10 protein-coding genes are annotated in these 12,965 nt (G+C 62.0%); 9 read left to right on the top strand and 1 reads right to left on the bottom strand.

The window, feature by feature from the left end:
- Nucleotides 1–3: 3 nt before the first annotated feature.
- Together ACR0P8_RS02365 and ACR0P8_RS02360 are read left to right on the top strand one after the other, a co-directional pair.
- Nucleotides 4–672 (top strand): response regulator, encoded by a 669-nt coding sequence (locus ACR0P8_RS02365; RefSeq protein WP_432623307.1) that lies wholly within the window; start codon nucleotides 4–6, stop codon nucleotides 670–672.
- Nucleotides 662–2,038 carry a hypothetical protein gene (locus ACR0P8_RS02360; protein ID WP_432623305.1) on the top strand — a complete coding sequence of 459 codons (1,377 nt, stop codon included), beginning with the start codon at nucleotides 662–664 and terminating at the stop codon, nucleotides 2,036–2,038. The genes ACR0P8_RS02365 and ACR0P8_RS02360 overlap by 11 nt, the downstream gene beginning before the upstream one ends.
- 229 nt (nucleotides 2,039–2,267) lie before the next feature.
- Here the strand turns inward: ACR0P8_RS02360 and ACR0P8_RS02355 are convergent, their stop codons facing one another.
- Entirely contained in the window at nucleotides 2,268–4,703 is a 2,436-nt protein-coding gene (locus tag ACR0P8_RS02355) for a prolyl oligopeptidase family serine peptidase (RefSeq protein ID WP_432623303.1), read from the bottom strand.
- Nucleotides 4,704–4,902: 199 nt separating this feature from the next.
- On the opposite strand from ACR0P8_RS02355, the gene ACR0P8_RS02350 reads away from it, so the two are divergent.
- From ACR0P8_RS02350 to pknB, 7 genes are all read left to right on the top strand, one after another.
- Complete coding sequence (locus ACR0P8_RS02350; protein ID WP_026646684.1) at nucleotides 4,903–5,610, top strand: FhaA domain-containing protein; 708 nt, start codon at nucleotides 4,903–4,905, stop codon at nucleotides 5,608–5,610.
- Nucleotides 5,611–5,637: 27 nt separating this feature from the next.
- The gene (locus ACR0P8_RS02345) at nucleotides 5,638–6,153 is read left to right on the top strand and encodes an FHA domain-containing protein FhaB/FipA (protein WP_432623300.1); all 516 of its coding nucleotides are present in this window, start codon (nucleotides 5,638–5,640) and stop codon (nucleotides 6,151–6,153) included.
- A gap of 5 nt (nucleotides 6,154–6,158) precedes the next feature.
- The gene (locus tag ACR0P8_RS02340) at nucleotides 6,159–7,757 is read left to right on the top strand and encodes a PP2C family protein-serine/threonine phosphatase (protein ID WP_432623298.1); all 1,599 of its coding nucleotides are present in this window, start codon (nucleotides 6,159–6,161) and stop codon (nucleotides 7,755–7,757) included.
- Nucleotides 7,754–9,265, top strand: coding sequence for an FtsW/RodA/SpoVE family cell cycle protein (locus tag ACR0P8_RS02335; protein ID WP_432623296.1), 1,512 nt, complete (start codon nucleotides 7,754–7,756; stop codon nucleotides 9,263–9,265). Before ACR0P8_RS02340 ends, ACR0P8_RS02335 begins: the two co-directional genes overlap by 4 nt.
- Nucleotides 9,258–10,724, top strand: a complete 1,467-nt coding sequence (locus ACR0P8_RS02330; protein WP_432623294.1) for a peptidoglycan D,D-transpeptidase FtsI family protein — start codon at nucleotides 9,258–9,260, stop codon at nucleotides 10,722–10,724. Before ACR0P8_RS02335 ends, ACR0P8_RS02330 begins: the two co-directional genes overlap by 8 nt.
- Nucleotides 10,721–11,665: a serine/threonine-protein kinase gene (locus ACR0P8_RS02325; protein ID WP_432623292.1), complete on the top strand. Its 945-nt coding sequence runs from the start codon at nucleotides 10,721–10,723 to the stop codon at nucleotides 11,663–11,665. Before ACR0P8_RS02330 ends, ACR0P8_RS02325 begins: the two co-directional genes overlap by 4 nt.
- On the top strand, nucleotides 11,662–12,965 hold a 1,304-nt coding region (gene pknB, locus ACR0P8_RS02320; RefSeq protein WP_432623290.1), incomplete at its 3' end, for a Stk1 family PASTA domain-containing Ser/Thr kinase. The genes ACR0P8_RS02325 and pknB, both read left to right, overlap by 4 nt.

The following is a 12,965-nucleotide window of genomic DNA, read 5'->3' as shown; positions in this document are numbered from 1 at the left end:
ACGATGAATCCCACGAAATCCGCAGCCACCCCTATACCCAAAATCCACCGTGTGGCGCTGGTCGACAACGATCCGCGCGCGTTGGAATCGCTGAAGCTGCTCATCGAAGCGAAGGTGCCCACGGCCTACGTGGTGTGGACGGCCACTTCCGGCGACGAGGCGATCGAACGTTGCCAGAAAAACGACGATAATCTCAGCCTGCTCGTACTGGACATGTCCATGGAGGGATTGCAGGGGCCGGCCATCTGCCATCGGATCCGTCTCATGGACAGGCATCTGCCGATTCTCGGCATCACCAGCTTCTCCATCAACAGCTACCGCAACAAGCTGATGGAGGCCGGAGCGCAGGGGCTGATCGGCAAGGAGGACTCCGACCAACTGGCAAAGGCCATTGAACGGCTTTGCGGGGGCGACGTGATGGAGGGATTCGAGCCTCCCGCCTTGGCCAGCGTACGCATCAGACGCGAGGAGGAGAACTCACCGCGGCTCACCGTGCGCGAAGAACAGATCATCTCCCTGTGCGCCGACGGTATGCTGGACAGGGAGATCGCCGAACGGCTGGACATCTCCGAAGGCACCGTACGCAAGCATATGCAGGGCATTCTCAAGAAACTGAACTGCAAGACGGCGCGCCAGGCGGTGGCATTGTGGGTGAGGTCGCATGCGCGCTGAATCCATAGAATCCGCCAAATCCGCTAAGCCCGCAGAATCCGCCAAGCCCGAAGAGTCCAAACCCATCAGCGCCTTCCGCATGTGGCGCGCCCATATGCGCGCCGACCATCCGAGGCTCTGGCATCCAATCCGCATGGCCGTCGCAGCCATCACGGTATGGTGGATACTGTTCTGCATGGTGTTCGCTCCGGCCGATAATCCCGCGGTGAACGTCTGGACCGTCATCGAGATCGTGGTGCTGCTGTTGTCCCCGTTCTTCCCGAAATCGATGTCGCTGCTGTTCTTGGTCATGGCCGAATCGGGGCCTTGGCTCATACCCGGGGCTGACGTCAATTCGTTGCCGGGAATCCTCTACGCGTTCGGCATGCTCGCCTACGAAACCAACAATCTTGTGGCATTGCTGCTGCTCGCCTATTCCATAGCCGACCAATTGTTCTGCCAATTGGTCCTTCACATGAATGGCTCCAATCCCGTATCCATCATCGCCATGATCGGCCTGATATTGATGCTCGGATGCGCCTTGCGATGGAATGAGACCATGGCCGTCAGCCGCATGGAGGCGGAGCAGACGAAGACGCGATTACGTGAGATGGAAAGCCGCGCCCATATCGCGGAAGCCATACACGACGCCGTGACGGGAGATCTGTCCGCCGCGGCTTTCGTGGCGCAGCGTCGCATCGACGTATTGTCCGGCAGGAATGGCCGCGGAAGCGATGGCAATGGTGCGGACGGAAGCGCCGACAAGGACGGCGGAGCAGACGGCACGACGGCGAACGGCGGCAAAGACGTGGCCGAAAAACGGGAAGAACTCGACAAATGGGAGCAAGTCAACGATTACATCCTGTCCGCTTTGACCAACGTGCATCGCGTCATCGACGAACTGGATATGGACGTCACCGTTCTTGAGGAGGACGCGGATGGCAAGGCCTTTTCCGACCTGCTCAAAACCACGATGGCCGATGGAGACAGACGTCTGCGCTCGCTCGGATTCGACATCACCTCGATTCTCCATGTGGCGGGCGGTGCGCCGAGCGCATCCCCGAGCCTGGCCGGAATCGCCAATGATCTGCTTCGCGAGACCTACGCCAACATCGCACGTCACGCCCAGCCCGGCAGCAAGGCGGATCTGTCGGTGATACTCAAGCCGAACGCCGTCGAGATCACGCAGATCAACCGGACGAGGACCACCGAAACGGATCGCACGCGTCCGGGAGGCCACGGCCTCGCGTACTTCAGCAAACAACTCGAATCGCATGGCGGCAAACTCGAAACGACGCTTCGCGACTGCGAATGGACGCTGTTCGCCTACCTGCCGATTCCGGTGCCTGAAAACCTGCCGCCCCTTGCCGGGCGTCTCAAATCGTGACCAGATCGTGACCAGTCCCACAGGCCGCGAAGCCCGCAAGGGTGCTACGCAGATGTGGTACACCCTTACTTGCAGGGGTGTTCGCAGCCGTCCTATCTTCCCTATTGAGAAGGGATACGCGTCTCCCCGCGATTCGACGGATACTTGGCAGTCCGTGGAATCGCAGGGGGACGCGTTCTTTTTTTCTTTTGGTTTTATCGGGACGTTTCTGGTTTTTGCCGGAGTGCCGTCAGGCCAGCGCTTCGGCGAGGAAATCGCGCTGCAGCAGCAACAGGTTGCGCGCCACCGTCTCGTCGTTGGTCATATGCGTGATGCCGTTGAGCGGCAGGAACGTGTGCTTGCGTCCCGCGGCCATCAGCGCCTGGCTCAATCGCAGACTGTTGGCGATCGTCACATTGTCGTCGGCGAAACCATGGATGAGCATGAGCGGACGGCTGAGCTTCGGCGCGTCCGCGATGATGCTGTTGCGTTCGTACGTGGCCGGATCGAGTCCCAGATACCGCTCGGTGTAGTGAGTGTCGTACAGTGTCCAGTCGGTCGGCGGAGCGCCCGCGCAGGCAGCGGCGAACGTATCGGGCGCGTCCAACACAGCAAGCGCGGACAGGAAGCCGCCGTAGGACCAGCCGATCATCGCCACGCGGGCGAGGTCGGGTTTCGGCACGGAAACGCCGGTTTCGGCGGCAATCGAGGCGAGCGCGTCGGGCAGCGCGTGCACGGCGTCGACCTGGTCTTCGAGCGTCACGGCCTTCATGTCCAGGTAGATCTCACGATCCCAGCGCGGACCGCGGCCGGTGGTTCCGCGACCGTCGGCGGTGACCACGATGTAGCCTTGGTCGGCCCACCATTGCGCGTCCCAATAGAACGATTGGCTTTCCACGACCTGCTGGAATCCCGGGCCGCCATACGGCTTCATAAGCACCGGCAGGGTGTCGTCATGGGCGTGGCCGCTGGTTTCGGACGGCAGGACGATCGCCGTGTACAGCTTGCGTTCGCCGAGGCGGGTGAATCGCACGTTCGGCGTGAAGCCGGGGGTTTCGGCATGGTTTTCGATCGGCGCGACCACCATCGACATCACTTCCGCGCCGCCGTCGCTATCGGTGCGCACGTTCATGCAATGCTGCATCTGCGACCGCGCGTCGTCCATGCCACGGCCGGTCACCACGCAACCGTCGCCGGCGCGGGACATCGTCCATTGTCCGGGCGTGTAGGTGAGCGGCTCCCAGCTGCCATCGTAGCGGATCGAGACCACGTCGAAGCTGCGCGCGTCATGTCCGTCCGCGTTGGATTGCCACAGGAACGGCAGTTCGTCGGCGGGCAACAGTTCCGGCGTGCGCTGCACCACGCACAGCACATCGTCGTCGGTCACGTCGAGCACCTCGCGCACCTGCAGTCCGGCCGGGGTGAAGGCCTTGCCATCCACGGTGAGACGGTTCGTGTCGGCGTCCATGTCGTTCATCGCGCAGACCAGGCGGCCGTCAGGCGTGTATGCGGGGGTGCCTGCGATCAGGTCGAGCCAACGGTCGTTATGGTGTTCCTCAAGCACGCGCGTGGTACCGGGCTCCTCGCCGGGAGCGTATTCGGGAATGGCGATGGAGAAGGTCTCCACTTCGTCGCCGTCCTCGTCGGTGAAGCCGTTTTCCGGCGTGCTCATGGTGACGACCGGGTCGCCCACACGCACGGCGAGCACCTGGTCGTGCTGCTGGAGCCGGTCCTGCACGAGCAGCAGCGGCTCATGACCGGTCGTCCAGCTGACGGCCGCGAGATATTCGTACGATTCACGGTCCCAGTCCACGTTGTGCGCGATGCCGCCGTAGTAGCAGCCATCCGCGTCGTAGCCGAGTTCCAGCAGGGTGAGATGCACGTCGGCATTCGCCGTCATCGCCTGCGGATAGCGACGTCCCTGCGCGGGTTTCGTCGGGTCGGCGGGGTCGGCGATGTACCAGGTCCGCTCGTGGGAGGCATCGAAGGTTTCGAACAACACGTATTTGGAGTCGGGCGACCACCAGAAGCCGTCGTAACGGTCCATTTCCTCGCCGGCGGCGAATTCGGCGAGGCCGATCTTCCATTCGCCGGCCGGTGCGCCATCCGTTCCGTCAGTTGTTCCGTCGGATTGCGAGACGGAAGCCACCACGGACACCGCGTCGCCGTCATCCGCGTCTTCAGCAAGGTCGACATCCACCAGATACGTGCCGGTCGTGTACATGATGTGCCGTCCGTCGGGGCTGACGCGCGGATTGAGCACCGGCTTGAATTCCGGTTCGTCGATGGCGATGGCGCGCGTCGCACCGGCGGCGATGTCGGTCAGGAACAGTCCGCCGTTGATAGTGAACGCAACGCGTTTGCCGGCGGCGTCGACGGAATATCCGACGATTCCGGAACCGCCTTCGCGCGCACGTTCGCGTCTGGCCTTCTCCTCGGCCGGCACATCCTCGGCATCGGCGTCGGCAAGCAGCGTACGCGGGTCGGCGAGCAGGATTTCATTGGATTCGCCATCCTCGCCGATCACGCTCATCCACAGTGATGTGACGGTGTCCTCCGGACCGTCCGACCGCAGGAACAGCGCGCGCGAGCCGTCGCCGATCACGCGTGCGGAACGCGGCGCTCCGCAAGTGAATCGCAAAGTGCGCGCCTTCAACGCTGGAAATTCATCAATCGCATTAACCATGCCTTCCAATCTACCGACGATCGGGACCGTCCCTTCGTCGGCGGTTCGAAAGCCGTCCGATACGCCGACGGACGGAACCGTTCCGCCGACGAAAGGTTGGATACCACCCCTTTACATGGAATTTTTGCAAGCAAGTCCTTGTTGAATTGGCTCTCGGCACGCCAAAGCGTAGGATAGGCAAAGACAGAAAGGGACAAGTATGAGTGTTCTCGACCGATTTGAGAAGAGCGTGGAAGGCGCCGTCAACGGGGTTTTCGCCAAATTCGGGTCCAAGGACCTGAAGCCCGTCGACCTTTCCAGCGCTCTGGAACGCGAGATCGACAAAGAGGCCATGCCCGTCACGCGCGACCGTACCGTAGCCCCGAACGAATATCGTTTCAAACTCAGCACTCCGGATTTCAACAACATCGTCGAATGGGGTGCGGAGACTCTTGCCAACGAACTTGCCGACAACCTCACCCAGTACGCGAAAAGCCAGAACTACGCGTTCGTCGGCCCGGTCGTGGTGATCTTCGAAGAGGACCTTGAGCTTACCAAGGGCGATTACCGGCTTTCCAGCGAATCCGTGCAGGGCAACACCGTGCCGGTCACCACCGATGCGCAGACCGAGGATTGCCCGATGCTGGAGATCGGCGAGCATCAGTATCTGCTTACCGAAGACAAGACCATCATCGGCCGCGGTTCCGACTGCGACATCGTCATCGACGATCCGGGCATCTCCCGCCGTCATATGGAGATCGACATCACCGACAACGGCAACACCGTCATCGCACGGGACCTGGGCTCAACCAACGGCATGTACGTCGAAGGCCATCACGTCGAGGCGGCGACGCTGCTCGACGGCAACACGATCACCATCGGCCGAACCCGCATCCTGTATTGGGCTTCTTCGCAGGATCAGGAGTAACCGACCCCAACCCGGGGAGCCGCCTTTATGCTCACTGAATTAACGTTTGCGATCCTCAAGTACGGGTTCCTCGTACTGCTCTGGATTTTCGTCGCCTGCACGGTGCGTTCGCTGTACAGGGACGTCGAGATTCTCAGCCCGCGCAAGTCGCGGGCCCATCGTCGTAAGGAACGCGCCGCGCGCAAGGCCGTGGAATCGCCCGCGCCCGTGGCCGTCTCCGCACCTGCGTCCAGCGCCGCCGCAAGTGCCAAGCCAACGCTTCTGGTCGTCATCGATGGTCCTCTTGCCGGCAGTTCCGTCCCTTTGACCGGCAACACCATCACGCTTGGCCGCGCGGCTTCGAACACCGTGGTGCTGGATGACGAATTCGTCTCCTCGCACCACGCCCGCGTCTACACCGATCCCGCCACCGGCCGCTGGGCCATCGAGGATCTGGGCTCCACCAACGGCACCATTGTCAACCATCAACGTTTGAACGCGCCGATGATCCTCGGTTCGCGCGTACCGGTTCGCATCGGCGCGACCACCTTCGAATTGAGGTGACCGTCGTGCCGACTTCCGCCGCTTCACAGCAATTGTTCATGTATTCCACGGTCGTCTCGGACGTGGGTACCGTACGTTCCAACAACCAGGATTCCGCCTTCGCAGGCGAACATCTCATCGCCATCTGCGACGGCATGGGTGGTCACGCCGGCGGTGACACCGCCTCCACCATTGCCATCCGATCGCTGGCCCATATCGAGCAGGACGACGTCGAAGGAGACGTGCAGGCGATCTCCCATATGATGGCGACCTCCGTCATGGCCGCGCATGACGCGATCGTCGGCAAAGCCAAGCGTGAACGCCGTCTCGCCGGCATGGGCACTACGGTCACGTCCGTGGCACTGGTGGCCGGATGCTGGGTTTTGGCGCATATCGGCGATTCCCGCGCATACCTGTTGCACGACGGCCATCTGATCCGCATGACGAGCGACCACAGCTACGTGCAGCATCTCATCGACACCGGTCGCATCAGCGAGGCCGAGGCACGCAATCATCCGCAACGCAATGTGGTGATGCGGGTGCTGGGCGATTTCGATATCGATTCACGTCCCGACATCGCCATCCGCAAGGCGGATCCCGGCGACCGCTGGCTGCTGTGCTCCGACGGCCTGTGCGGCGTATTGGAGGATTCCACGATCGAGGAGGTGCTGTCCACCTGCTCCGATCAAGAGGAATGCGCGCAGCAGCTCGTGTCGATGGCCCTGCGCGCGGGAAGCACCGACAACGTCACCGCGGTAATCGCCGACGCGACGCTCGCGCTCGACGCGGATGCGTTCGACCTGCCGCACCAGACCCCGCTCGTCGGCGGCGCGGCCAGCGCGAGCCTCGAACCTATCGCGGACATCGTCAACGAGCCGGTCGCCACCGCGCCGCCTCTGCGGGAAGGCAAGCAGTCCCCGGCGGCACGTGCGGCCGCGCTTCGCAACGGCAAGGACCCCAAAGAGGAAACGAAACAGCCGGAACAGCGCGTCGCGCAACCATCCTCGGTCCGTGAAGACAACGGCGACCGCACCAATCCCGACACCGGGGAGATTCCGGTCGTGCAGAAGCGCAACGGGCGCATCTCCGCCGATCCGAACGATCCAGAAGTGGCCAAGGCGATTCGCAACGAACATCTTGAGGAACGCAAGACGAAACGTTCCCGCAAATTCCGCAACCGGATCATCGCCGTACTCGTCACCATCGTGATGCTGCTCGGCATTGCCGCGGTGGGCGCGGGCACCTATCGCTGGAGCCAGACCAAGTACTACATCGGCGACGACCACGGCACGGTGACGATTTTCCAAGGCGTGCCGACGAGCATTTTCAACCTCAGACTGTCGCATGCCGTCACGGCCACCACCATGAAGACGAGCGAATTGCCGCCAAGCTGGCGCGAACAGCTCGCCCAAGGCATCTCCTTCGACACTTACGACGAGGCGAAAAGCCATACGCGTCTGATCAAGAAGCAGCTCCGGCAACAGCAGGAAGCCGAACAGAAGAAACAAGAGGAGGCGCAGGCCGCCAAGAAGAAGCAGGAGGAGGAAGCGCAGAAGCAGAAACAGCAGGAAGAGGCCGCCAAGAAGGCCGAGCAGGCCAAGAAAACGGACGGTGACAAATCATGATTGCTACGCGCTTGAAGCAATTCGGAATGCTGGCGTTCAGCATGCTGCTGTGCGCCGTGGCGTTCTTCCAGATGTTCGAGCGCACCACGAACGGCTTCCCACAGGACTATCTGTGGATGCTTGCCTTCGTGGGAGCGTTGTTCCTGACCTCCTGGGGCCTGCTGCTGCGATTCCAGCCTTACGCCAACCAGTCGATCATGTGCTGTGTGATGGTGCTGACGGGCATCGGCGTCATGATGATCGCGCGCATCGACCAGGATACGAAGACCTCGGTGGCGTTCCGCCAGTTGATATGGCTGTCGATCGCGCTGGTACTGGCCAACCTGCTTATCGTGTTCATGAAGGACTACCGCGTACTGCGGCGGTTCTCGTACGTCAGCATGGTCATCGGCATCGTGCTGCTGCTGTCGCCGATGATTCCGGGACTCGGCTCCGAACAGTACGGCGCGCGCATCTGGGTGAAGATTCCAGGCCTGGGATCGTTCCAGCCGAGCGAATTCGCCAAACTGTTCCTGGCGTTCTTCTTCGCCTCGTATCTGTTCGACCATCGCGACCAGCTCGCCGTCGGCGGCAAGAAGGTCCTCGGCCTCCAGCTGCCCCGCATCAAAGACATGGGGCCGATCATCGTGGTGTGGATCGTGTCCATGGGCGTGCTGATCGTGCAGCATGATCTCGGCACGTCGCTGATGTTCTTCGCCATGTTCGTGTCCATGCTGTACGTGGCCACCGGGCGCAAAAGCTGGATCGTCATCGGCTTCATCGCCTTCGCCGTGGGCGCGGTGGCGGCAGCGAACATCTTCAGCCACGTCGGCGCACGTGTGGACGCCTGGCTCCATCCGTTCGACGCAGCGCAGTACAACAAGGAATACGGCGGCTCGTACCAGCTCGTCACCGGCATTTTCGGTCTGGCTTCCGGCGGTTTGATGGGTACCGGCCTCGGTCAGGGCCATCCGTCGATCACGCCGATCGCCAATTCCGATTACATTTACGCGGCTTTGGGCGAGGAACTGGGATTGACCGGCCTGATGGCCATTCTGATGCTGTATCTGCTGATCATCGCCGCCGGCATGATCACGGCGATGAAGATCAAGGATGGTTTCGGCAAGCTGCTCGCATCCGGTCTGGTGTTCACCATGGCGTTCCAGGTGTTCACCGTGGTCGGCGGCATCACGCTGGTCATTCCGTTGACCGGCCTGACCTTGCCGTATATGGCCGCCGGCGGATCGTCGCTAATCGCGAACTACATGCTGGCCGCACTGCTGATCGTGATCTCCAATTGCGCGAACAAGCCGGAATCGGAACTCGACAACGACACGTTCCAGCAGGAGGCCGTCAAGGCGCTGCGCGAACGCGAACGGACCCGCCGCGCCGAAATCAAGCAGACACGACAGACCGTCTCGACCCCGCATGAGGCAACGGATCCTCATCTAATCCAGCAGGCCACGGAAATCGTGGAGCCAGCCACCCGCGACCTGCCCATCCCACGGCAAGGAGCATCACATGAATAAATCGCTCCGCCAGCTGTTCACCATCGTGGTGGCGTTGTTCGTCATCCTGGGCATGTCCACCACCATCATCACGGCCATCCGCGCCAACCAGCTCAACAACGACGCGCGCAACGTCCGATCGCTGTACCACGAATACGGCACCCCGCGAGGCTCCATCCTCGCCTCGGACGGATCGGTCATCGCAAAATCCGATCCTTCCAACGATTCGTTCTCGTATCAGCGTTCCTACTCCAACGGCATGCTGTACGCGCCCGTCACCGGGTTCTTCTCCATCAGCCAGCGCGGCTGGAATGGTGTCGAGGCGTCCCGCAGCGCACTGCTGTCCGGCCAATCGGAGCAGCTCGTCTGGCAGCGGTTCAAATCGCTGTTCACCGGGCAGGAGAACAAGGGCGCCAATATCGAGACGTCCATCGATCCGAAGATCCAGCAGGCCGCATACAACGGTCTGGCCAATTCGGACGGCGCCGCGGTGGCCATCGAACCGAAGACCGGCCGCATACTCGCCATGGTCAGCACGCCCAGCTACGACCCGAACCAGCTGGCCAGCCATGACATGAGCGAGGCGAACAGCAACTACAGCACGCTGTCGCAAAGCGTTTCCAATCCGATGCTCAACCGCGCCACGTCTCAGCTGTATCCGCCGGGATCCACGTTCAAGACGGTCGTGGCCGCGGCCGCGCTGGAAAGCGGCCAGTACCAGACCGACACCCAGATTCCTGCCGGCGCGAGCTACACGCTTCCGGGCACCGTCACGCAACTGACGAACGCCACCCCCCAAGCCAACGGTTCCGACAACAAGATCACGTTGGAGGACGCCATGGCGTATTCCTCCAACACCGCGTTCGCCCAGCTTGGCGTGGCCTTGGGCGATGACGCTGTCTCGTCCATGGCCAAGAAGCTCGGCTTCGACAATCCGATCACCGTGGACGGTTCCAACTACACCGGCACGCCATGGGTGTCGGTCACCTCGAAGTTCCCCACCGACGTCAACGACGACAAGCTCGCGTTGGCCTCGATCGGCCAGGGAGACACCGTAGTGACCCCGTTGCAGAACGCCATGGTGGCCGCCGCAGTGGCCAACGACGGCAAGCTCATGCAGCCGACGCTGGTCGATCGTGTGCGTTCGGCCGATCTGTCGGTCATCTCGCAGACCAAGCCGACGGTCATGTCCCGCGCGTTCAGCGCGGACACCGCCAACAAGCTCACGCAGATGATGGAGGCCGTGGTCACCAAGGAGAACCCGAACCTCGCCATCGACGGCGTGCAGGTGGCCGTGAAGACCGGCACCGCGCAGATCGGCGACGGCAACTCGGCCATCGATGGATGGGTCATCGGCTTCGCTCCCGCAGACGATCCGAAGATCGCGGTGGCGGTCGTGGTGCACAATGTTGATTTGTATGGCTCGTTCGCCGCGGGTCCGATTATGAAAGCCATGATGCAGGAGGCGCTGGCAGAATGAAACTGATTAAAGGACAGCTCATCCACCGACGCTACCGGTTGGATTCCCGTCTCGCCCAAGGCGGCATGGGCGAGGTCTGGAAAGGCTATGACATCCAGCTCGGCCGTCCGGTGGCCATCAAGGCGCTACGCGGCGACCTGGGCGTCACCCAGGAGGCAAAGCTGCTCCGACTGCGTGCGGAAGCCCATAATTCCGCCAATCTTGCACACCCGAATATCGCGGCGCTGTTCGAATACTACGAGCATGACGGCATCGGCTTCCTCATCATGGAATACGTGCCGTCGAAGTCGCTCGCCGACCTGTATCACGAACAGAACGGCCCGATGGAGCCGACCAAGCTGCTGCCCATCCTCATCCAAACCGCCCGAGGCCTTTTCGTGGCGCATTCCCATGGTGTGATCCACCGCGACGTGAAGCCGGCGAACATCATGGTCTCCGATTCCGGCGAAGTGAAGATCACCGATTTCGGCGTCTCCTACTCCACCAACCAGGAGCAGATCACGCAGGACGGCATGGTGGTGGGCACCGCGCAGTACATCTCCCCGGAGCAGGCGCAAGGCAAGCATGCCACGCCGCAATCCGACATCTATTCGTTGGGCGTCGTCGCCTACGAAGGCCTGTGCGGACACCGTCCGTTCACGGGCGCGACTCCGGTCGACATCGCAGCGGCGCACGTCAACAATCCGGTTCCGCCGCTACCCGACACCATCGATGTGCAGCTGCGCGAATTCGTCATGTCAATGCTGGCCAAGGATCCGCTGGACCGTCCGAAGGACGCGCTGGTGGTATCCCGCACCCTGTCCCGCATCGAACGCCGTCTGCTGGACCAGCAGACGCAGATGGCCGACACGATGGTCGTCTCCTCGGGGGGAAGGCTTCCCCGCCGCGTGGTCAGCAAACCCCATATCTCCGTGAGCAATGATTGGAAGGAACAGGGATGAACATCAACATGCCCACCTCTTTGGCTGGAGGCCGTTATCAGCTCGGCCAGCTCGTCGGCCGTGGCGGCATGGCCGAAGTGCATGTGGCGACCGACACACGTTTGGGGCGTACCGTAGCAGTCAAGATCATGCGCGCCGATTTCGCCACCGACAGCATCTTCCTTGAACGTTTCCGCCGCGAAGCCCATTCCGTCGCCCAGATGAACAACCCGAACATCGTGAACATCTACGATTCGGGCGAGGAAGCCGTCACCACGGAGACCGGCGAAGTCGAGCATCTGCCGTACCTGGTGATGGAATACGTCAAGGGCCAGACCCTGCGCGACATCCTCAAAGTGAACGGCGCATTGAGCCAGCGCGACGCCGAGCAGGTGATGATGGGCGTGCTCAACGCGCTCGAATACTCGCACCGCATGGGCATCATCCACCGCGACATCAAGCCCGGCAACATCATGATCTCCGAGCAGGGCGTGGTCAAGGTCATGGACTTCGGCATCGCCCGAGCCATCGACGATTCCGCGGCGACCATGACGCAGTCGCAGGGCGTCGTCGGCACCGCGCAATACCTGTCTCCAGAGCAGGCTCGAGGCGAAAGCGTCGACATGCGCTCCGACCTGTATTCCGCCGGCTGCGTGCTGTACGAAATGCTTACCGGAAGGCCGCCGTTCACCGGCGATTCCGCGGTGGCGATCGCCTACCAGCACGTATCGGAAGTGGCCACTCCGCCGAGCACGATCGTGCCGGGTCTGCCGAAGATGTGGGATTCGATCTGCGCGAAGGCGATGGCCAAGGATCGGCAGAACCGTTATGCCACCGCCTCCGAATTCAAGAACGATCTGATGACGTTCATGAACGGCGGTGTGCCGATGGCGGCCGCGTTCAATCCTCTGACCGATCTGACCAATATGAAGGCCCGCAAGCAGGCCGAGATGGACGCCAACACCGTGGCCATGACCCCCGCCACGGAAACCACCGCCACGCAGGCGTTCAATCCGGTCACGGGCCAGTTCGAGGCAGTGCCGAATCCGAACGCGGCCCTCGCCACGAAAACCCGCACCGAACAACGCGCCAAAGAGGCGCAGGAGCGCAAAAAGAAGAAGATCATCATCGCTTCCGTGGTCGGTGGCATCGTCGCGCTGCTGGCCATCATCGGCATCGTCTTCATGCTCAACGGCCACAAGAAGACCGAAGACACGGTGTCGGTGCCCGACTTCACCACCACATCGAACATCTCCGAAGCCCGCGTGGAGGAGCAGCTCAAGGCCCTCGATTTGAAGCTCGACGCCCGCGAGGACACCAC

Source organism: Bifidobacterium sp. (assembly GCF_050874245.1).
Classification (GTDB): Bacteria; Actinomycetota; Actinomycetes; order Actinomycetales; family Bifidobacteriaceae; genus Bifidobacterium.
The sequence above is the reverse complement of the archived record's forward strand: the minus strand, read 5'-3'. Positions and strand labels throughout refer to the sequence as shown.

What these genes read in the sequence shown, in the direction of transcription:
- ACR0P8_RS02365 (WP_432623307.1), top strand. Translation starts at nt 4, where the DNA reads ATGAATCCCACGAAATCCGCAGCCACCCCTATACCCAAAATCCACCGT.
- ACR0P8_RS02360 (WP_432623305.1), top strand. Translation starts at nt 662, where the DNA reads ATGCGCGCTGAATCCATAGAATCCGCCAAATCCGCTAAGCCCGCAGAA.
- ACR0P8_RS02355 (WP_432623303.1), bottom strand. Translation starts at nt 4,703, where the DNA reads ATGGTTAATGCGATTGATGAATTTCCAGCGTTGAAGGCGCGCACTTTG.
- ACR0P8_RS02350 (WP_026646684.1), top strand. Translation starts at nt 4,903, where the DNA reads ATGAGTGTTCTCGACCGATTTGAGAAGAGCGTGGAAGGCGCCGTCAAC.
- ACR0P8_RS02345 (WP_432623300.1), top strand. Translation starts at nt 5,638, where the DNA reads ATGCTCACTGAATTAACGTTTGCGATCCTCAAGTACGGGTTCCTCGTA.
- ACR0P8_RS02335 (WP_432623296.1), top strand. Translation starts at nt 7,754, where the DNA reads ATGATTGCTACGCGCTTGAAGCAATTCGGAATGCTGGCGTTCAGCATG.
- ACR0P8_RS02330 (WP_432623294.1), top strand. Translation starts at nt 9,258, where the DNA reads ATGAATAAATCGCTCCGCCAGCTGTTCACCATCGTGGTGGCGTTGTTC.
- ACR0P8_RS02325 (WP_432623292.1), top strand. Translation starts at nt 10,721, where the DNA reads ATGAAACTGATTAAAGGACAGCTCATCCACCGACGCTACCGGTTGGAT.